This window comes from Candidatus Bandiella numerosa, assembly GCF_029981845.1.
In the GTDB taxonomy this organism is placed as follows: Bacteria; Pseudomonadota; Alphaproteobacteria; order Rickettsiales; family Midichloriaceae; genus Aquirickettsia; species Aquirickettsia numerosa.
The window spans coordinates 57,576-76,084 of record NZ_CP104165.1 but is presented as its reverse complement, the minus strand read 5'-3'; the positions used below and the strand labels follow the sequence as shown (position 1 = coordinate 76,084).

26 protein-coding genes and 1 pseudogene are annotated in these 18,509 nt (G+C 27.7%); 11 read left to right on the top strand and 16 right to left on the bottom strand.

The genetic code is table 11. The features are described 5' to 3' along the window. Positions 1-156: 156 nt before the first annotated feature. From N3Z17_RS07235 to N3Z17_RS07205, 7 genes are all read right to left on the bottom strand, one after another. Positions 157-366 carry a PIN domain-containing protein gene (locus N3Z17_RS07235; protein ID WP_282472658.1) on the bottom strand — a complete coding sequence of 70 codons (210 nt, stop codon included), beginning with the start codon at positions 364-366 and terminating at the stop codon, positions 157-159. Continuing rightward, positions 363-599 carry a type II toxin-antitoxin system Phd/YefM family antitoxin gene (locus N3Z17_RS07230; RefSeq protein ID WP_282472657.1) on the bottom strand — a complete coding sequence of 79 codons (237 nt, stop codon included), beginning with the start codon at positions 597-599 and terminating at the stop codon, positions 363-365. Before N3Z17_RS07230 ends, N3Z17_RS07235 begins: the two co-directional genes overlap by 4 nt. A gap of 158 nt (positions 600-757) precedes the next feature. After that, positions 758-1,726 (bottom strand): tyrosine-type recombinase/integrase, encoded by a 969-nt coding sequence (locus N3Z17_RS07225; protein ID WP_282472656.1) that lies wholly within the window; start codon positions 1,724-1,726, stop codon positions 758-760. Positions 1,727-1,732: 6 nt separating this feature from the next. Next, on the bottom strand, positions 1,733-2,116 hold the full coding sequence (locus tag N3Z17_RS07220; protein ID WP_282472655.1) for a type II toxin-antitoxin system VapC family toxin: 384 nt from the start codon (positions 2,114-2,116) through the stop codon (positions 1,733-1,735). Beyond that, on the bottom strand, positions 2,109-2,357 hold the full coding sequence (locus N3Z17_RS07215) for an AbrB/MazE/SpoVT family DNA-binding domain-containing protein (RefSeq protein ID WP_282472654.1): 249 nt from the start codon (positions 2,355-2,357) through the stop codon (positions 2,109-2,111). The genes N3Z17_RS07220 and N3Z17_RS07215 overlap by 8 nt, the downstream gene beginning before the upstream one ends. 521 nt (positions 2,358-2,878) lie before the next feature. Beyond that, on the bottom strand, positions 2,879-3,244 hold the full coding sequence (locus N3Z17_RS07210) for a DUF4143 domain-containing protein (protein ID WP_345799042.1): 366 nt from the start codon (positions 3,242-3,244) through the stop codon (positions 2,879-2,881). 42 nt (positions 3,245-3,286) lie between these two features. Further along, entirely contained in the window at positions 3,287-3,901 is a 615-nt protein-coding gene (locus N3Z17_RS07205) for an AAA family ATPase (RefSeq protein ID WP_282472652.1), read from the bottom strand. Between the two features lie 508 nt (positions 3,902-4,409). Here N3Z17_RS07205 and N3Z17_RS07200 point away from each other — a divergent pair. The 3 genes from N3Z17_RS07200 (at position 4,410) to N3Z17_RS07190 (ending at position 5,540) form a co-directional block, all read left to right on the top strand. After that, entirely contained in the window at positions 4,410-4,685 is a 276-nt protein-coding gene (locus N3Z17_RS07200) for an AbrB/MazE/SpoVT family DNA-binding domain-containing protein (protein ID WP_282472651.1), read from the top strand. Between the two features lie 3 nt (positions 4,686-4,688). After that, the gene (locus tag N3Z17_RS07195; RefSeq protein WP_282472650.1) at positions 4,689-5,078 is read left to right on the top strand and encodes a putative toxin-antitoxin system toxin component, PIN family; all 390 of its coding nucleotides are present in this window, start codon (positions 4,689-4,691) and stop codon (positions 5,076-5,078) included. A 132-nt stretch (positions 5,079-5,210) separates the two neighbouring features. After that, entirely contained in the window at positions 5,211-5,540 is a 330-nt protein-coding gene (locus N3Z17_RS07190; RefSeq protein WP_282472649.1) for a 4a-hydroxytetrahydrobiopterin dehydratase, read from the top strand. 62 nt (positions 5,541-5,602) lie between these two features. On the opposite strand, the gene N3Z17_RS07185 is transcribed toward N3Z17_RS07190, so the two are convergent. Further along, complete coding sequence (locus tag N3Z17_RS07185; protein ID WP_282472648.1) at positions 5,603-6,253, bottom strand: queuosine precursor transporter; 651 nt, start codon at positions 6,251-6,253, stop codon at positions 5,603-5,605. A gap of 185 nt (positions 6,254-6,438) precedes the next feature. Next, a complete protein-coding gene (htpG, locus tag N3Z17_RS07180) occupies positions 6,439-8,337 on the bottom strand; it encodes a molecular chaperone HtpG (protein ID WP_282472759.1) in 1,899 nt (632 codons plus the stop codon). Between the two features lie 202 nt (positions 8,338-8,539). Here htpG and N3Z17_RS07175 point away from each other — a divergent pair, with 202 nt between their 5' ends. The 3 genes from N3Z17_RS07175 (at position 8,540) to N3Z17_RS07165 (ending at position 9,773) form a co-directional block, all read left to right on the top strand. Continuing rightward, positions 8,540-8,845 (top strand): transposase, encoded by a 306-nt coding sequence (locus N3Z17_RS07175; protein WP_282472758.1) that lies wholly within the window; start codon positions 8,540-8,542, stop codon positions 8,843-8,845. 122 nt (positions 8,846-8,967) lie between these two features. Beyond that, the gene (locus tag N3Z17_RS07170; RefSeq protein ID WP_282472757.1) at positions 8,968-9,111 is read left to right on the top strand and encodes an IS3 family transposase; all 144 of its coding nucleotides are present in this window, start codon (positions 8,968-8,970) and stop codon (positions 9,109-9,111) included. A gap of 227 nt (positions 9,112-9,338) precedes the next feature. Further along, positions 9,339-9,773, top strand: coding sequence for an IS3 family transposase (locus N3Z17_RS07165; RefSeq protein WP_345799041.1), 435 nt, complete (start codon positions 9,339-9,341; stop codon positions 9,771-9,773). Here the strand turns inward: N3Z17_RS07165 and N3Z17_RS07160 are convergent. Then, entirely contained in the window at positions 9,713-10,690 is a 978-nt protein-coding gene (locus tag N3Z17_RS07160; protein WP_282472712.1) for an IS110 family RNA-guided transposase, read from the bottom strand. The genes N3Z17_RS07165 and N3Z17_RS07160 overlap by 61 nt on opposite strands. A 281-nt stretch (positions 10,691-10,971) precedes the next feature. Beyond that, positions 10,972-11,472 (bottom strand): DUF6398 domain-containing protein, encoded by a 501-nt coding sequence (locus N3Z17_RS07155; RefSeq protein WP_282472755.1) that lies wholly within the window; start codon positions 11,470-11,472, stop codon positions 10,972-10,974. A 253-nt stretch (positions 11,473-11,725) separates the two neighbouring features. On the opposite strand from N3Z17_RS07155, the gene N3Z17_RS07150 reads away from it, so the two are divergent. Together N3Z17_RS07150 and N3Z17_RS07145 are read left to right on the top strand one after the other, a co-directional pair. Beyond that, positions 11,726-12,406 carry a 4'-phosphopantetheinyl transferase family protein gene (locus N3Z17_RS07150; RefSeq protein ID WP_282472754.1) on the top strand — a complete coding sequence of 227 codons (681 nt, stop codon included), beginning with the start codon at positions 11,726-11,728 and terminating at the stop codon, positions 12,404-12,406. Positions 12,407-12,994: 588 nt separating this feature from the next. After that, the gene (locus tag N3Z17_RS07145; RefSeq protein ID WP_282472753.1) at positions 12,995-13,570 is read left to right on the top strand and encodes a methylated-DNA--[protein]-cysteine S-methyltransferase; all 576 of its coding nucleotides are present in this window, start codon (positions 12,995-12,997) and stop codon (positions 13,568-13,570) included. 202 nt (positions 13,571-13,772) lie between these two features. Here N3Z17_RS07145 and N3Z17_RS07140 read toward each other — a convergent pair whose 3' ends face one another. Next, a complete protein-coding gene (locus N3Z17_RS07140) occupies positions 13,773-14,063 on the bottom strand; it encodes a hypothetical protein (RefSeq protein ID WP_282472752.1) in 291 nt (96 codons plus the stop codon). 27 nt (positions 14,064-14,090) lie between these two features. Then, positions 14,091-14,339: pseudogene (locus tag N3Z17_RS07675) on the bottom strand (ankyrin repeat domain-containing protein); the annotation flags it as partial. 315 nt (positions 14,340-14,654) lie between these two features. On the opposite strand from N3Z17_RS07675, the gene N3Z17_RS07135 reads away from it, so the two are divergent. From N3Z17_RS07135 to N3Z17_RS07125, 3 genes are all read left to right on the top strand, one after another. After that, complete coding sequence (locus N3Z17_RS07135; protein ID WP_282472751.1) at positions 14,655-14,792, top strand: hypothetical protein; 138 nt, start codon at positions 14,655-14,657, stop codon at positions 14,790-14,792. Positions 14,793-14,880: 88 nt separating this feature from the next. Continuing rightward, complete coding sequence (locus N3Z17_RS07130; protein WP_282472750.1) at positions 14,881-15,210, top strand: hypothetical protein; 330 nt, start codon at positions 14,881-14,883, stop codon at positions 15,208-15,210. A gap of 44 nt (positions 15,211-15,254) precedes the next feature. Then, entirely contained in the window at positions 15,255-15,485 is a 231-nt protein-coding gene (locus tag N3Z17_RS07125; RefSeq protein ID WP_282472749.1) for an MbtH family protein, read from the top strand. Between the two features lie 8 nt (positions 15,486-15,493). Here N3Z17_RS07125 and N3Z17_RS07120 read toward each other — a convergent pair whose 3' ends face one another. The 3 genes from N3Z17_RS07120 to sbnA form a co-directional block, all read right to left on the bottom strand. Beyond that, on the bottom strand, positions 15,494-16,471 hold the full coding sequence (locus N3Z17_RS07120; protein ID WP_282472748.1) for a DUF1015 family protein: 978 nt from the start codon (positions 16,469-16,471) through the stop codon (positions 15,494-15,496). A 63-nt stretch (positions 16,472-16,534) separates the two neighbouring features. Continuing rightward, positions 16,535-17,533: a 2,3-diaminopropionate biosynthesis protein SbnB gene (gene sbnB / locus N3Z17_RS07115; RefSeq protein WP_282472747.1), complete on the bottom strand. Its 999-nt coding sequence runs from the start codon at positions 17,531-17,533 to the stop codon at positions 16,535-16,537. After that, complete coding sequence (gene sbnA, locus N3Z17_RS07110) at positions 17,502-18,503, bottom strand: 2,3-diaminopropionate biosynthesis protein SbnA (RefSeq protein WP_282472746.1); 1,002 nt, start codon at positions 18,501-18,503, stop codon at positions 17,502-17,504. Before sbnA ends, sbnB begins: the two co-directional genes overlap by 32 nt. Positions 18,504-18,509 lie beyond the last annotated feature (6 nt).

Genomic DNA, 18,509 nt, shown 5'->3' with positions numbered 1-18,509 from the left:
ACTTTTCATAATTATTTAAAATAATTTGATCTGCTGTTATTAATGTAGAATTTTTGATCTGCGATGTTGCTACCATAATTCTATCAAAAGGATCTCTTGCCCAAGTAAACTTTAATGCTGATTTTATAACAATATCAAATGGTGCTTCTTCAACAGTTAATCCATTTTTTCAATCAAATAATTTATTATTACATCTGATTCTTCGTTGATTCTTTTAATTTCCTTCAAATATTGCAGCTCTAATCTTATGATTGGCGATATAGCAAGATCATTTTGGTTTATTAATTTTTTAATTTTAGGGCTGAACTTTGTTTCAAGCTTATCGTATAGCCACAGAATTATATGTGTATCTAGATAATATATCATTTTACATCTTCTTCTGACCATTGGTAGCATTTTTCAGAAATGAATAAATCAGGAGCACATATAATGCTGTAATGTTTTTCTAAATTAGAAAATTTGCTACGTATTTCGTCATCAACTATTATTTTGACTTTATGATCTTTACTCTCAATAGTTTTCGGAATTCCTGTGTCTATTACTCTATCAATAATATTGTATATATTGTTTCTAAAATTTGTAATTGTTAATTGTGACATATTACCTTACTACATATGACGTACTTATATATAGTATTGATAGTACCGTACATATATATCAAAACTTATTCTAATTCCCTAAATTTATGATAGTTCCTCCGCATAACTTCATGAACTTGGCTGCGCTGGTTTAATTTAAATTATTTAAATTAAAAAGATCAAATATTAAGATTATGAGCGATGTTATCGATTTCATCTTGAGAAGGTTTGGAATAACGAAATATTTGGGAGATTGAGGCATTACCAGACATTTTTTGAGCAATATGGATGCCATGTTTATCTGCAATTCTTTTTAAAAAGGTATGCCTTAGCATATGAGGAGAAAGATGAAACTTTTCTTCATCAGGAAGTGTTAAAGATGCATGAGCGGATATCCTTTGGCAAATGTAGCGAATAGCTCTAGTAGAAAGTCTAACTCCATTTTTAGAGAAAATAGCCTGACTAGGTTGTGTAATACCTTGAGATAAAATATACTGATCTAGATATTTTTTAGGCTCATCAGGAATAGGTACCTTTTTAGTAAAAATATTACCTTTGCGTTTAACATGATGGAACCCTCTAGAGTGGTAATGAGAAAGGTTGAGAGAGACTAACTCAGCTTCTCTAAGGCCAGTGGCAAGAAGAACAGAAAATATAGTTATTTCTAGTAAAGGGTCTTGATTTTTTCTTATGCAGGAGTTTAAACGTTGCTCACAAGCCATCTTTAGGCGCATTACTTGTTTACTAGATAAACCATTCCAAAGAGGAGAGTCCTGAGTAATATTTCTAACACTTTCGAATGGAGAGCCAGCAAGTAGAGGCCTGTATTTAAGTAACCACTTAGAAAAATGTCGTAAGGAATCTAAAGCTCTATTAATGGTAGCAGGTTTATAATTTTTTTCCTGAAGGAAGATTAAAAAATGCTTTGTGACGGAAGGAGTCCAGTTATCAATGAAATCTTTACCAGTATATTCAATAAAAAAAGAAATGAACTTAGATAAGTCATTTTTTCTAGCTATTTCAGTTGCTTTAGAAGAGCCAGAAACGATTATATTAAAATAAATATTAGCGTAATAAAGTAAGGTGTTGTTGTTATCATTTTTAATTGAGGTGAGGTCTGAATTATTCGGTAAAGATTTGGTAAGCATGAATGATTATCTAATTTGAGTTATTGCTAAATCAGTATCAAGTTGACTCCAAGTTGTATCAGCAGTATAGACAGGAAGGTTAAGATGAGAAGCAAGAGCTAGACAAGCTCTATCTCCTAATGATAAATCTAAGTGAGAGTAAGATTGTTTAAGGAGGCCGGATGCAATAGCAAGTTCTTTGTTAAAAGGATAAATTTCAGAAATTAAATAAAGTATTTTTTGGATTTGATGGGTAGGGAGAGAAAGTTTTGAGTGTAATTCACTTACTACCTCAGAAATATTTACAGATGACATAATAGAGTATGGAAGTAATGGCTCAACAATATCTTTCCCAATTTCATTATTGAGAAGAGCTAAGAAAGCAGAAGTATCAAGTATAACTTTATTCATATTTTGTTTCCTCAAGTCTTGATTGTTTTAAAGAGGAAGTTAAAGATATATAATCCTTATTATATTGCATGACGATATTTTGAGCTTTCTTGACAGCTTGTTTCATAGTGAGGATATTAATGGAGTTATTGTCATATCTAAGAATAACTTCCTCACCAGGAGTGAGTTTCATTATATTGCGTAGTTGTGCTGGAATAATAATGCGGCCATTCTCACCGAAGATAGCTCTATATTCTTGCATATACTGTTAAATAAATATTAAATTAATTATCTAATGATGATACTTGTAATATAAATAAAGTCAATAATATAAAAATAAAAAAACATATAGGAATAAAAGTAAAGTACTTTTTTGATAATGAGTAAAATGTGAATTTGCAAAATAAATGTCGTAAAATATAAAGATGCAAAGCTAAAAGAAAATTTTATAGCATTGATAATAAGTGACTTATATGTAAAAAAATAGAAGAGATAAATTAAAATTATTCTAAGAACTCATGAAGAAATTAAAAAAACAAAAAAAAGATAAAAGTGCAAGTTACATCCGATAAGGGACCTTATCGGATGTAATTAAACTGAATCAAATGAGTTGAGATAAAAATGTTTTTGCTGGTACTATAATGGGTTTAGTATATGTAAAACAATCCTTATCCACATAGGGTAAATCAAATACAACTTGAAATGCATGCTTCGCTCCAGTTTGTTTTTGAAAATAATATAAATTTTTGCTTATTGATTCTTTTGCTGAGGATTTTACTTCTACTAAAAACCAAGGTTTATTATTTCTGTGACTAAAAAATCTACCTCTTTCTTATCTTTATCTCTCAAGTAATGCAAATTGTATTTACCTAGACCTGTATCACTCCAAAAATTTACTGCTTTTAATAAATGGCATGCTATAAAATTTTCTATTTTCCCCCCTTTATCTTCTACTATAGACCAATCCCAAAGGTATATTTTTGGCTCTTTAAGCAAGCTACGACTAATATTATGATACCAAGGTGTTATTATAAAACAATAATAATATGCTTTCAAAAGCTCAATCCACCTTCTTATTGTTTGATCTGAGACTCTGATTTTTTTTGATAGACTACTATAATTTAACAGTTGAGCAGATTGGTATTGCAAAATATGAGACAATAACTCTAACTGTGATATTTCATGAATTTGTTATGAATCTCGTATATCTTCTTTCAACATTTGTTTATAACGTAAATTTTTCCATCGAGTATAAAATCTTTTATTTTGTTTAATAAATGGTTCAGGAAATCCTCCAAATTCTAATAACGCCTCATATAAATCATCTGATATTTCTTTTGGCATAGAAATGGGCTCGTTCGTAATAGATGTTCTTAATAATTCAGCAACAGAAATAGAATGAATATTGTATAAAAGGTAGCGCCCCATTAGGCTGTCTCCTCCTTTTCTATAAACATCTAATTTGCAACTACCTGTCACAATTATATTTAATTTTGTTTTATACTCATCTATAAGTCCTTTAAGAAATATTTTCCATTTAGAATATTTATGTATTTCATCAAATATGATTAAAGGTTTAGTTTTTAATATTGCATCCAAAGGAAGCCCCTGAAGCAAAGAAGTGTCAGATACGATTTGTTCCCTATCTTTTAGTTTATCCCAATTTAAAAATTTAGTATGTTGAAATAAAGTTTTTGCACTTGTTGCAATTGTGGTTTTGCCAACTTGCCTAGGACCTGCAATAAATAGCATTTGGTCATAAGATTTTAAATGTTCTTCTATTACATATTGATAGATTCTTTTCATTGGGTGGGACAATTAATAATAAGTTGCACATATAGTGCATTGTCAATATCGGATTAGTCAAGACTATTTCGAAATCAAGGATGAGTAATTTATCAATTAAGCAAGTCTATAAATTATTAATACGATCAGTTTTTTATAGATAATTAACTGATATAAAGCACTTATATGATCAGTGAAGGCTAATTTGTCGGAATATAAGACCTCTTATGCGCTTACTTTTATTATTTTTCATTCTTTCACTAAATTCATAATCTTTCTTTTCTGTTTGTCTTTTATAATCAAATTTCTAATTCAAAGTCTATATTCACGATTTTAGTCTACTATCTTAACTTGTTGATATTATTACTGAATACCTAAATTAAACAAGGCAATCTAGCGAATTTTAAAATACAAAAAAGAAATAATGTATTTTATAAATATACTAATTATAGTTTTATTAATATTGATTTACTAAATAGTTATTTTATGATATTTTAAAATAAAGAATTGCTAATAAATACATAAGGCTATGCAAAATGATCCAATAGTTAGAAAAATTAGTTCAGGTTATCAGATAACTATCCCTAATGAATTTAGAAAAGATAATAATTTAAACATTGGTTCCATGGTTTCTATTTATATGCAGAGAGACAAATTAATAATAGAACCTTTTAAATATCAATCTGAAGCCTTAAAAAAACTTAAGGAATTATTTAAAGAGACTCCTGAAAATTTTAAAAATCTTCCAGAACAAGAAGTCTCTAAAATAGTTAATAAAGAGATAAAATTATATAGAAATGAATAAATCATGAAGGTAGTTTTGGATTGTAATGTAATAATCTCTGCAGGTTTAACTGACGGAGTATGTAGGAAAGTACTATGGGAGGTTATACAAAATCATATTTTGTACATTTCAGAAGATATCTTGATGGAGTATAAAGGAGTAATTTCTAGGGGAAAATTTAAAACTGCAAAAAGGTATTTATATTCGCTTGTAGAAATTATATGTGAGGTTTCTGAGTTAGTGGTTGTTAAAAAATTTGAGTTTACATTACCAGATGCTAAAGATTTAATTTATTTAAATACAGCATTATCATCCAATGCTGAACATCTTATTACTGATAACAAAAAAGATTTTCCTGAAGAAAAATATATAACAACAAAAATAATTTCTCCAAATGACTTTTTTAATTTTTAGTTCGTGGTTTTTTGATTATCTTAATAACAATTAAGAGTAAATATACAAGTAGGATTAAGTATAATTTTATTTTTGTTATTATATACAAGCTATAGTATGCTCTATTTTTATAAATAGCAAAGGCTATAACTTATGGATTTAACTTTAAAAAAATGTATACCATGCTCTGGTGGTATGCCTCCTATGAATGATCAGCAAATTACAAAATTCTTAAAATCTTTAGGTAATAACTGGCAAATTAATAACCAAAAGCATTTATTTAAATCCTTTAAATTTCAAAATTTTATACAAGCTGTGGAATTTACCAATAAAATTACTGAAATCGCTGAGAAAGAAGGGCATCATCCAGATTTACATATTTCTTGGGGTCAATGTAATGTAGAAATTTGGACACATAAGATTAATGGGTTGGCTGAAAGTGACTTTTATCTTGCTGCTAAGATTGATAAAATATTGCCATAAATTGAGTTTATAAATTGATTTGACAGTTAAACAGTAGGGATATTAATAACTATAAGAATCAATTATTTTATTTTAGTAAGTCGTTTTATCAAGTAATGTCCAAGATAGCAAAATGGTGTGTCTAGAATAGCTGATATTATTTTAAATATTATGCTACTTATAAAAACATCTAAGAGTTGTTGCCATGGTAAAATGTTAAAAATACTTAGTATTATTAATACCGTTGTTGTATCAATGAATTGAGCTATTATTGTACTAACATTATTTCTTAACCATAAGTGCTTATTATTAGTTTTAACCTTCAACCATGAAAAAATTATAATATCAGTTAATTGTCCTATATAGATAGCAATAATAGAAGCTAAGGAGCCTAGGCCATAAACATTAAAAGCCTTCTGAAATTCTATATCAGATATTGGTGACCAGTGTACAGCAGGTAGCTTTATACTGATATAAAGGAGTAACATAACCATTAAACTAGTTATTACTGTTACTTGCACAACAAATTTAGCCCGCTCTTTCCCATAAAACTCTGTTAATAAATCAGAAATGAGGAAAGTTATTGGATATAATAATACTCCAACAGATATATCTAAGGTAGGTAAATAAGGTATATCTAATGATATAAATTTTTGAAAGATTAAGTTACCAGTTACTACCGTAGTACAAAATATACATCCTAAAATTAAATATATTTTTTCAAAAGTTTTCATGCTTTAGTGTTTTGATTTATAACATAATTTATTTGAACAATGTAATTTTACCAATATATTCTTTCTTTTTTCTTCTTTTTTTATATCTTACATCCCATATCCTCTAATTCCTATTATCTATATAATAGCCTATTAAATAAAACTTAAGAAATAAAAGAATATAACCATAGTACCGAATTAAATAATTAATTCTTTGATAACAAAATATTTATTTTTTTAATAAAGTCTTTTATATCTGAAATTTTTTCTCCTTCAATTATACAAGCCTCATAAAAGATAATATCAATTAATGTTCTTACTCTTTGGTTTTCTTCGGTATTTTTTTCATTTTTGTTTATAATAGAAGCTTTTATTTCTTGTACAAGCTCATGATCCATATTAATTTCTAATATTTTTAATGGATTTGAATTTTGTTGTTGCATTAGCAACTTATTCATTCCAATACCATTATCGGATTCTGATAAACAAGCAGGGCTTTCCACTAACTTATTGGAAACTACAACATCTTTAACTTTGTTATTTAATACCTTCTTAAATTCTTCTATTACTATTTCTTCATTTTTACTATCAGTTTCTGCTTTTACAACTTCTCCTTCTATTGCGTTATCCTTACTTACTTTATTTTTAATAGAAGCAAAATCTATATTGGCACTTGTAATAGACTGAAATTTGTTATCTTGATAATGACCTATACCATCTATCCAAAAATTATCTATTCTGTCTGTCAACAATAACACTTCTATATTATGTTTTTTAAAACCTTCTAATTGTGAATGATTTTTCAATCTTTCAATATTTTCTCCACAAAAATAGTAGATTTTATCCTGTCCCTCTTTCATGTTGGCAACATAATCTTTAAGACTTCTTAGGTCTTTTTCTGAGGTACTATAAAATCTACATAATTCAAGTATCTGATCTTTTTTATCTAATTCACTTCCTCCTAATAACCCCTCTTTTAGTACAGCTCCAAAATTTTTCCAAAAATCTTTGTAGTCATCTTGTTTTTGAGTCTTCTCAATAGCACCTAATACTTTATTAGTAATAGATTTTTTTATTTTAATGATACTTGAATTACTTTGTAATGTCTCTCTACTTATATTTAATGGTAAATCTTCTGCGTCTATTACCCCACATAAAAATCTTAAATAGCTGGGTATAATATCGCTTACTTCATCACTAATAAATACTTTCTTTATATATAGCTTTATCTTTGATTTATAATCGTTGTAAAGTATATTGTATATAGATGAGGCAGGAATATATAATAAGCTAGTGTAACCTATATTGCCTTCAATTTTATTTTTTATTGTCAGCCAAGGCTTATCATAAGAATGAGAGACATAACGATAGAACTCTATATTTTGCTCTTCAGTTACTTCTGATTTAGATAAACTCCATATAGCTGAGCTTTTATTAATAACACTTTCTTTATTATCGTCTTTAATTAATTTTATTGGGAAAGAAACATGGTCAGAATAAAGTTTTATAAGTCTCTCTATATTATAATCTTCTAAAATATCTGCATTTTCTTTTTTTATATCTAATTCTACAATGGTTCCTCTTGGTAGTTGCTTATCATGTAAATTAAGAGAATATTTACCTAAGCCATCAGATCCCCATACAAAAGTTTTTTTACTCCCTGCTTTAGTAGAATATACGGTAACTAAATCTGACACCATAAATACGGAATAAAAGCCAACACCAAATTGACCAATTAAATCTTTAATTCCATTTTTTTCATCTTTAAGGTTTTCTAAAAACTTTTGGGTTCCTGAATTTGCAATAGTACCAAGATTAGCAATCAAATCTTTATCATCCATTCCAATACCATTATCAGATACTATAATTGCATTTTTTTTCTTATCTATTTTGACTGTTATTTTTAAATCTATATCTTCTGCTAACAAACCTGGATCTTTTATCGCATCGTATTTAAGTTTATTGCAAGCATCGGAAGCATTGGAGATAAGTTCTCTTAAGAAAATATCTTTATTGGTATAAAGGCTTTTGGCCATTAACTGCAGAACTTTGCTAACATCTGCATTAAAATCAAAAACTTTTAGATTCTCTATATTATCAGTCATCGTTTATATTATTACTTTATTCATAAAAATAATATAGCGGCTATTTTTTCGATTTCAATATTTTAAAACTTTGAGTACAAGATTGCTTTATGATTACTATCATTTGTTGTTAGTGGGGATATATGGTATGAACTGAACCCCAAAAACAAGAGTAAAAGTTAAGCAACTCTGATAAAATAAAACAAATAAGCAGGAGTTGCAAATGAGTATAAAAACAAGAGAAAGATATAATGAAGAATTCAAAGTGGAGGCAGTGAAACTGGTAACTGAAAGAGGATATAGTTTAACGCAGGCAGCAAAAAGCCTGGGAGTTAGTGTAGATTCAATTAGTAAATGGAAAAAGAGGCTGGAAGAAACATCGTCACCACGTATAGCATTTCCAGGAAATGGGAACATGAATGCTATAGATAAGGAAAAAATGATTTTAGAGAAGGAGATAAAAAAACTACAAATAGAGCGCGATATATTAAAAAAGGCGCTGGCATATTTTGCGAATCCACAAGGGTAAAGTATGCATTTATAGATAGCCACAGTGGTAATTACAAAAATAACGATTTATGTAGAGCGTTAGAAGTTAAGGAAAGTGGATATTATGATTGGAACAAAAGGAAAATAAATAAAAAAACAAATATGGAAATAATAGAAAAAATGAAAAATATCCATCAGTCATCAAGAATGACATATGGATATCGCAGGGTGCATGCGGAACTTAGAGAAAACATGATGGGTATAAATCATAAAAAAGTAGCCAGGCTGATGAAAAAGAAGAATTGAATTTAAAAGTACAACAAAAGCAGCTAAAAAGGCTATTAACATAAATAATATATTGAATAGAAATTTTGTTACAGATGCTCCTAATAAAGTATGGTTTTCTGATATCACCTACATTCAAATGGAACAGGGATGGGATCTATTTATGTATTATCCTAGATCTTTTTTCTAGAAAAATAGTTGGTTAAGGAATGTAGTAAAAGAATTAATAACGAGTTGGTAATGCACACATTTTAAAGGCCTATTGGGAAAGAAAGCCACAAAAAGGATTGATATTTTATTCTGGTAGAGGTTCACAATATACATCTAATGATTTTCAAAAAGTTTTAAAGAATTTAAATGTTACTCAAAGTCTTTCAAGGAAAGCAAATTACCTTGATAATGCTGTTGCAGAATCTTGCTTCCACACTATAAAACAGGAGCTTGGCAGAAGTTTTGTCTCAAGAGATACAGCTAATTCTATGATGTTTGAGTATATTGAAGCCTTCTATAATTCTCATAGAAGACATTCTTTTTTTAATTATTATTCCCCTAATAATTTTGAAATGCTATACTACGAATTATATAAAAATGATACCGTCTTAAAAGTCAAACAAAAATATCATCATTTTGAGGGAATAAAATTAGGATCAAAAGCAGAATTGTTTTTAATAACAGCAAAGTAGATATGTAGAAGTTTTCGCATAATTGCAGCTATGATAACCATATTATGTTTGCCTTTTGATTTTAATTTATCAGAAAAAGCTTTTAAAATAGGATTGTGATTTTTAGCAACAACAGCCGGCAAATAAAGAGCTTTGCGTAATTTAGAAGAGCCTAGTTTGGATAATCTAGCTTTACCTCTCACAGAAGAGCCTGATATTCTGTGTTTAGGAACAAGACCAGCATAAGCCGCATATTGTCTTGGGCTTTTAAAAGACGATAGGTCAGGAGATTCAGCTAAAATAGAGGTAGCTGTCGTTTTGCCAATACCAGGAATTGTTTGTAAATTATCTCTACGTTGCTTAAGTTCTATATTATTTTCAAATAGCTCATCTAATGATTTTTCAATACTCTTCATCTCATTTTTAAAGTCTTTAAGTAATCTTTTCCATGTAGAAGTTACAGACTTTGGTACATGTTCCTTATACTCCAGATGATTGGAGATTTGAACGCACTGTCCCTTTAAATCATCTAAGCAACGATGCAAAGCCTTTAATTCCTTAACAGCAGAAGTTTGTGATTTATATGGAATTAATTCAGTAATATTAGCGTATTGGGCTATAACCAAAGCGTCAACTGCATCAGTTTTAGTACGAATTAACTTGCTTTTAGCGAAAGCTTTTATACAAACTGGGTTTACTACATATACCTCGTGTCCATTATTGTATAAAAATTCAGCTATATTATTACTATAATTTCCTGTTGCTTCCATACAAGCTTTTAAGGTAGAAACTTTCTTTTGTTTAAGCCATTTATTAAGGCTTTTAAACCCTTTATCATTGTTATTAAAGATTTCTTTCTTAGTAGCGTTGTTATTTATAAGTAAAGCTACTGCAATTTCAGCTTTACCTACATCTATTCCTAATATTGCGTTTGACATATTATATCTCCTAAATTAATGTTTAATATTAAAAGTTTAAAGCTAACCATGTGAATACAGAATAAACCTATTATTTAGGTTTTTCTAAGATACCGTCCAACTTTAGACTTTTTTGGAAGGAGGTTATTATCATTTTTTCAGGGTTTTCACCTAGTTGCTTAATCATAATCACTCCTTCCAGCCGTTATAAAATAGCTAATCTCATAACAGCCAATTTGCAAGCACTTAGCTTACTTTTTTCAAGATACATGTTGCTTAACTTCGACTCCATGTTTTGGGGTTCACTTCAGTATTAAACCATGCTCATAGGCATCAACTTGCAAATCATGAGCTGCATTTCTGATATCAATTGTAAAGCCGTTGATAGTAATTAACCACATCATACGATCATCAATATCATAACCATCACCTACTTTAGATTTTGTATTTTGATCTTGATCTATGAACTGCAGATTCAATATTTTGCAGATGTAATTTGTTTTTTTATCTATATCCGTTTGCGTAGTTTTAAACCATGAAGCTAAGTTTTTGTAGGAAACTTGAGGTGGATCATATGTATGAGTTTTAGCAATAGTATTAATTATTGCAGCAGCTAAAGTTTTTATATCACAATCTATTAAATCAGAAGGATTTTCCTTTGCTAATTTTGTTGTTAATTTTAGAGCCAAATTATAATATTCATCATTCAGATTCTTGTTATAAAATAAATCAATCATTTCAGCAACATTTAGAAAATTATTTTTAATTTGAGCTGGGATTTCTGATATTACATTTTTAAGCATAAGTAAACTCCAAAGTATTCATACTAGGAATAATGTTAGCATTGTATTTTAGTGAATTACAATCAATAAAATAATAATTTATAATTAAAGTATATAAAGAAAACTCTTATTTTTATTATTAATGATTATATATTGCTTTGCTACTTTAAAGTCTCAGAGAATATATAAAGAATATAATATTGAATCTAGTTATTCATTTTATTATGACAAAAAATGGTATAATTTTGAGGTAAATAAAAAAAGTAAAAAATAAGTGTTATCTGATAATACAATAAATATATGGGAAGTAGATATAAATACCCAAAATTTTGATATAGCAAAACAATATATAGAAATACTATCTGATTTAGAATTAGAAAAAATGTATAAATTTAAATTTATAGAGGACTATTCTCTATATTTAGTATCGCATGTAGCAATGAGATTATTAATATCAAAGTATAGTAATGTAAAAGCAAAAGAAATAATTTATCAATATGGTGAAAATGGAAAACCATGGGTTTCTGAAGATTTACAGTTTAACTTATCGCATGCACATAAAAAAGCACTTATAGGGTTTTATAGAAAAGATATAGGTGTGGACATAGAATATAAAAAAGAAATAGAAGGCTATTGCGGTATAGGAGATTTAGTTTTTACAGAAAAAGAAAAGGAATATATGAATGCTGGAAATAAAAAAGATAGGTTTTATGAATTATGGACAAGAAAAGAGGCAATAATAAAAGTAATAGGGGTAGGATTAACCGACGAAGTAAAGGATTTATCAGTAGGAACAAAGGAACAGTTTTATAAAGGCAATCAGATATGGCAAATAAAAAAAATTAAATCAGATTTTGACTATATAGCACATGTTGCATATAAAAATGACAATGTTATTAATAATATTAAATTGTATAATTTTAGTTTTAGATGGGTTAGAAAATTAAACAGCTAGTATGTAACAAATTATAGTAATTTATCTAAAATGAGTATTTTCCTTGGGTAGTATAATAGAATTTGTATATAAGTTATATTGAATTAAAGATAGATTTAAGATTAAAATGAAGAGTAAATTACTATCCTAATTAAATTTTGGGGAGTAGTGATGAATATGTGGGATATGTAAAGAAAACTAGGATAGTAACTTATGAGGTGGGATTGTATATGTATTATTTATATTGGTCAAATGGTATATTAGTTAATATATAAATTTTTTAAAAACACTTGTAGAAGTAGCAACTTTATACATATCTAATTAAATTTTGATATGGGTATTTATTTAATCTAGGCAATTTCTAAAAGTTTTATTATAAGTTTTTCTATACAGAGAGATATTTGATAGGTTAGGGATAACTTATTGGCCACAGGTTAATAAGTTAAGTTGAAAATTAAGTATAAATTATTTGGTATTTAAAAATTAAATATAGTTTTTTTTATATGCTTTATTATTAAAAAGTTACATGATATTAATCTAGAATAAACAAAAGAATGTATAGAAATAATAGTTTTAATTAAATGCAATACATCAATGGAACGTAAGTATATGAATTCTTTTTATAAACTGATAAGTTCATCAACTTCTTATTTTGACAATCAAAATAACGTTCTCAAAGCTTATTATATTGATACTTATTTAGGTTTAATGGTAGCTGTTGCTGATGAAAAGGTTCTATACATATTGGAGTTTTTTGATAAAAAATGTTTAGAATATGAGATAAAAAAACTATGTGTAAAAATAAAATCAGGCATTACTGTAGGGAAGACAGTACCAATTATTTCTATTGAGAAAGAGTTAGAATTATATTTTAAAGGTCGGTTGAGAGTGTTTAAAACCTCAGTATATTTTTTAGGTACCTCTTTCCAAAAAATAGTTTGGAATAATTTAAAAGATATTCCTTATGGAGAAACTAGAAGTTACTTAGATCAAGCAAAAGTGATGAATAAGACATCAGCATGTCGAGCTGTTGCAAATGCTAATGGTGCAAACCAATTAGCGATTGTAATTCCATGCCATCGTGTCATTCGTAGAGATGGAAACTTAGGTGGTTATAGTGCTGGGATTCAACGTAAGCAATGGCTAATTGAGCATGAAAATAGCCAAAGAATAAGTTCTAATTAATAATTATTAACTATAAATTATTTTTGATTATAGTTATGACGTCAGGTAATGATATTATTGGAGATATATAGATAGTTTTAACTATTTAGAAGATAACATATGATAAATTAAAATATAATTGAATTTCGATCACATAGGGACTAGTCATTCAATAAGTGGTAATATAGACGTGCTCCACAGAGAGGGAGAAAAAGTATCAATACTATTCAAAGTTAGTTTGTGTTGGATAAAAATAGTTATAGACTGGGGTGCAAAAACAATGGGAAAGACAGCTAAAAATATTGAAAGGAGCATGATCTTCTTGTTGTTGATGTGCATCTGCTAACCTAGATTCTGGATATGAACTGGCATACTCAGAAATGATATTGCAAATTTCATAAGGAAGAGCCGGTAGATTTTCTTCTGAAGTAGATATTTGTAAAAGAGTATTAGCTCTTACTTCAATATTGTGTTGTTGTAAACCTGATATTAATGAGTCAAATCTTAATTGCAAACCATGGTCTGGTAGTAAATCTCTAGAAGTTCTGCCATTTAAATCAGTAATACTTGCATCTATTCCTGAGTTAATTAGTAAATTAATAATTCTCAGATTATTATATTCTGCTGCATAGTGTAAGGCAGTACGTCCATTATAAGTTATATCATTAACATTTGTCCCGCTATTAAGTAGGTTATGAATAATATCTAAATTACCGTCTCTTGCAGCTCTATGTAGAGCAGGTAGTGCGGGAGAGTTTTCGTAACTATTACCACTACTCCCTCCATAAATATAGTCAGATCTGTAATCTTCATATAGTCAGATCTGTAATCTTCGCGTATCATCATATATCTGTGCCCACCATATTGTGAAAAGGGCTGCGAATAATCATCATTGTAATGTGGCATAATTTCGATCAAAGATAAAAAACTTTCATGAATGGTATTGTAACATATTTTAAATGTTTAGGAAGAAATTATACAATATTATATATAACAAATTGTAGTGAAAAAAAATTAAACTAAGTTTACTATAAAGGTAATTTAATTAGGTATTATATAATTTGTGGTTTAAAAATTTGTATTTGAATATTTTAAGAACTTCAATATGAGGGGATTATATTGTATATTTTTAAATAAAAAAGATGAATTAAATTATCAATGGCTATGTCTTAATAAAGATGTTAAAGGAAATCCTGAATATAGAACTAATACAATTAAGGAAATTTTATATTTAACTATTTAAATCACTTAAGTTATATTGTTGCTTGCTTGACAGAACTAGATTTATCAACTAGTTTTTTTAGAAAGATAACCATTCAATTTATAGCATTATGATCAATGAGTTAGTAAAAAGACTTAGTATTGGTAAGCATGAAGTGACTATAGGCAATAGAAAAGAACCTTATAGCGAGATTAAGGAAAGGCTTATTGATATGAAGTATATTCATATTACATTTCCAAATACAAAGGGAGGTACTGAACTAGGTATAAATGTAGATACTGAGAGTTGTGATTTAACAAAAGCAGATTTTAATGAAGGAAAAGGTAAAGTACACATAGAAGGTACTACTAATTTAAATTATTGTGATGTTAGATGTGTAGCGGATGTAGATTTGGAAAGTAGAAAGGGAGAGGGTTATTTAGTATTGACCAACAACTAGTTTTAAATTACATAAAAACAAAAATAGAAAAGGAGGTAAATAGAATGACAGAAGAACAAGAAGAGTATATGTGTTTAATAAATGAGGAAGAGCAGTATTCTTTATGGTTCGCATGGAAAAAAATTCCGTTAGGCTGGAAACAGGTGGGACCTAAAGGTGGTAAAGAAGAATGTTTGGCGTATATAGAAAAAGTATGGACTGATATGAGGCCTAAGAGTTTAAGAGAACAAATGGAAAAGGATGTTACAAATGATGAAACGAAACTGATAAATTAATTAGAGGTTTAGTCTTTTATAAGAATAGATATTATACCATTGTTAAATTTAGGTTCAAAGTATGTAGAATGAGGAGGGAAGAGTGTGTGTTTATTTATCAATTTTTTTCCTATTATTCCTGGTATGTATAATATTAGTTGTTCATCTGATACGAGATGGATTATTTCCCCAGATATGTTCTTAAAATTTATTTTGCCGTTGCTTATTCTTACGTATATTTCTGTCAAAAATTCTTTAATTAAGTTTATTTTTTGAGAATTCAGTTTCAGAAGTTTATTTTGGTAAGCTAATATTATATGGGTGTCTTTTTCTAAAATATGATTTGTAGGCAATAAATCATATTTATTGTTAAGTTCCTCCAGTAAATTCTTTAGCGCATTTTTACAAATATATTCATTAATATAATATCGTGTTATATTTTTCGATTGAATAAAATTTTCTGAAGTAAAAAAAGCATATGCATGAGTGTTTTGATCAGAGAAAGTCTTTAATGATGATATTCTATGATGTCCATCTGCTATAAAAAACTGATTTAATTTTGAAAAATATGAATTAATTAATTCGTTATTAGTTAGTTTCCAAAAATAGTAATTATTATTTAAACCGCTGATTTTTATATTATAATGAGACTTCATTATTTGGTTGTAATAATGATTTATTTTTGGGTTATTTTTATAACTTAAAATTAATGGAGCTGTTAAAATATTAAACTTATTTAGATCATCCTGATATTCAAATACCTTATCCTTTATAATTTCTTCATGTAATTTTAGTTTGCTACTGTGTAAGTCATCAGTATTAATTTTGGCTATAATTCCTATAGAAGAATAATTTAAAGTTTCTTTTTTTACTAAATATATATGCTCATCAAAAGTTTTTAAAAAGTAACCCCTTTTATATTGTTCTAATAAGTATTGGTTATAATTGATTTGATCTATTTTTAAAGATGCTTCATTATTAGCATACAATTTTTCTTGATTTAGCATGAAGCTATATTTCTTAGTATTAGGAAAAATAGCTTTAAAGGGGAGAAGTTTCATTTTTATTTATTAATAAAAATCTTTTATTACAATATTTTCTTGTTTGTTTTGTGCTTCTTCATATATAAATTTAGCTAAAGCAATATCTAATATTCCTAGTCCCATGGGGGATATGATAATAGGCTTAATATCAAAATCCATGCTATTGCTTATCAACTGTCCAATTGTAGCAGTTATAAATCTAGAATGATTATATTTTTGTTGAGCTAAATGGGGGCTAGTATTTGCATTCATAATATGTTCAATATCATCTACTATATTTGATGATTGCTCTATAATATCAGGTGATATATCTCTTAAAGAAATGTTAAGTAATACTGCATTTTTCTTAATCAAATTATATTTATTTACATATGGTGTTTTACCAGTAGTTGTAAAAATTAATAAATCAGAGTTTTGAATTAATTTATCTAGTTCATTTTCTACCATAATATCTGAGGTTAAAGTAATATTTTTGCTTTTTAATTGATTACTAAAATTTTCTGCGTTTCTAGTTACTTTATCATATAAAATAATGTTTTCAGCACTCCAATTTTGATTAGATAAGCATTTTATTATATTAAACGCTATCCTGCCAGTTCCAACTACACCTATAGTATTTACTTTTTTATCTTTTATTAAATGATCTGCAACTAATACTGCAGAATAAGCAGTTCTCACGGCACTAATTAAGCTACCTTCTATACAAGCCAAAGGATATCCTGTTTCATAATCATTTAATATAACTACTGCTGAAGCTCTATTTAATCCATTATTTATATTTTCTGGATTACTAGATATCCATTTAATCCCAGCAATTTTATTTTCGTTGGAAATTAGAGCTGGTAATGCTATTATTCTAGATAATGGTTTGTCAGGATACCATATAAAGTAACTTGATGGATTAACGGTGTCTTTTTTATGGTGGGCAATATATGTCTTTTTTATTATATCATATATAGCTTGATGATTATTATTAATAATTCCTTCAACTGATTTAGCTGTAATAACTGAAAAGTTTTGACTCATCTTTTACCTCCTTTGCAAGTTGTATGTTATAATTTTTTTCTATCCAGTGATAATCATATATTGTATTAATATACTTATCTCCAAAATCTGGAGATATAGTAACGATTTTACTGGTTTTATTTATAGTATGATTTTTACTAAATTGTCTAATTGCTTCTATAGTAGAGCCTGAAGAACCTCCTAAAAATAAGCCATATTTTTTTAGTAAATAATGGCACATTCTTATAGTATCTGGCTCTTTAATCAATATTACATCATGAATATTATAATTGTTGAATATTTCAGGTTTCCTACTTGTGCCTAACCCAGGTATTAGACGTTTAAATGATTTATTATTAAATGTAACAGATCCATAAGCATCAACTGCTATAATTTTTGTATTAGGAGATTTTTCAGCGAAATATTTAGCACATCCTGTTAAAGTGCCAGTTGTTCCTGCGCCTATAAATAGATAATCTATATACCTTATTTGTTTTAAAATCTCTTTTGCTGTAGTTTGATAATGAGATTCTGTATTAGTTAAAGCTGCATATTGATTAGTCCAAACAATATCAGAATTATCTTTCATCAGTTGTTTAATTTTATTAATTCTTGTATTCAGATAGCCACCGTTTTTATCTCGTTCAGTCACTTTAATTAGTTTGGTACCATATGCTGCCATTAATTTCTCAGCAGTGTATGAAATATTAGGATCTATAACACAAATAAATATATATCCTTTTTGTTTACAAATAATACTTAATGCAATTCCTAAATTACCAGATGATGATTCAATTATAGTATTTTTTTGAGGAGTAATTTTATGATTTTTTTCTAAATTTTCCAATAATGCAACTGCTGGTTTAATTTTTATTGACCCTGCAATGTTCAACCCTTCAATTTTTATATATAAATTAGTTATACTTAAAAAATTTGATAATTTATAAAATAAATTTTCTGATTTTATTTCTTCTGTTCTTCTTATTATCATCAAAAA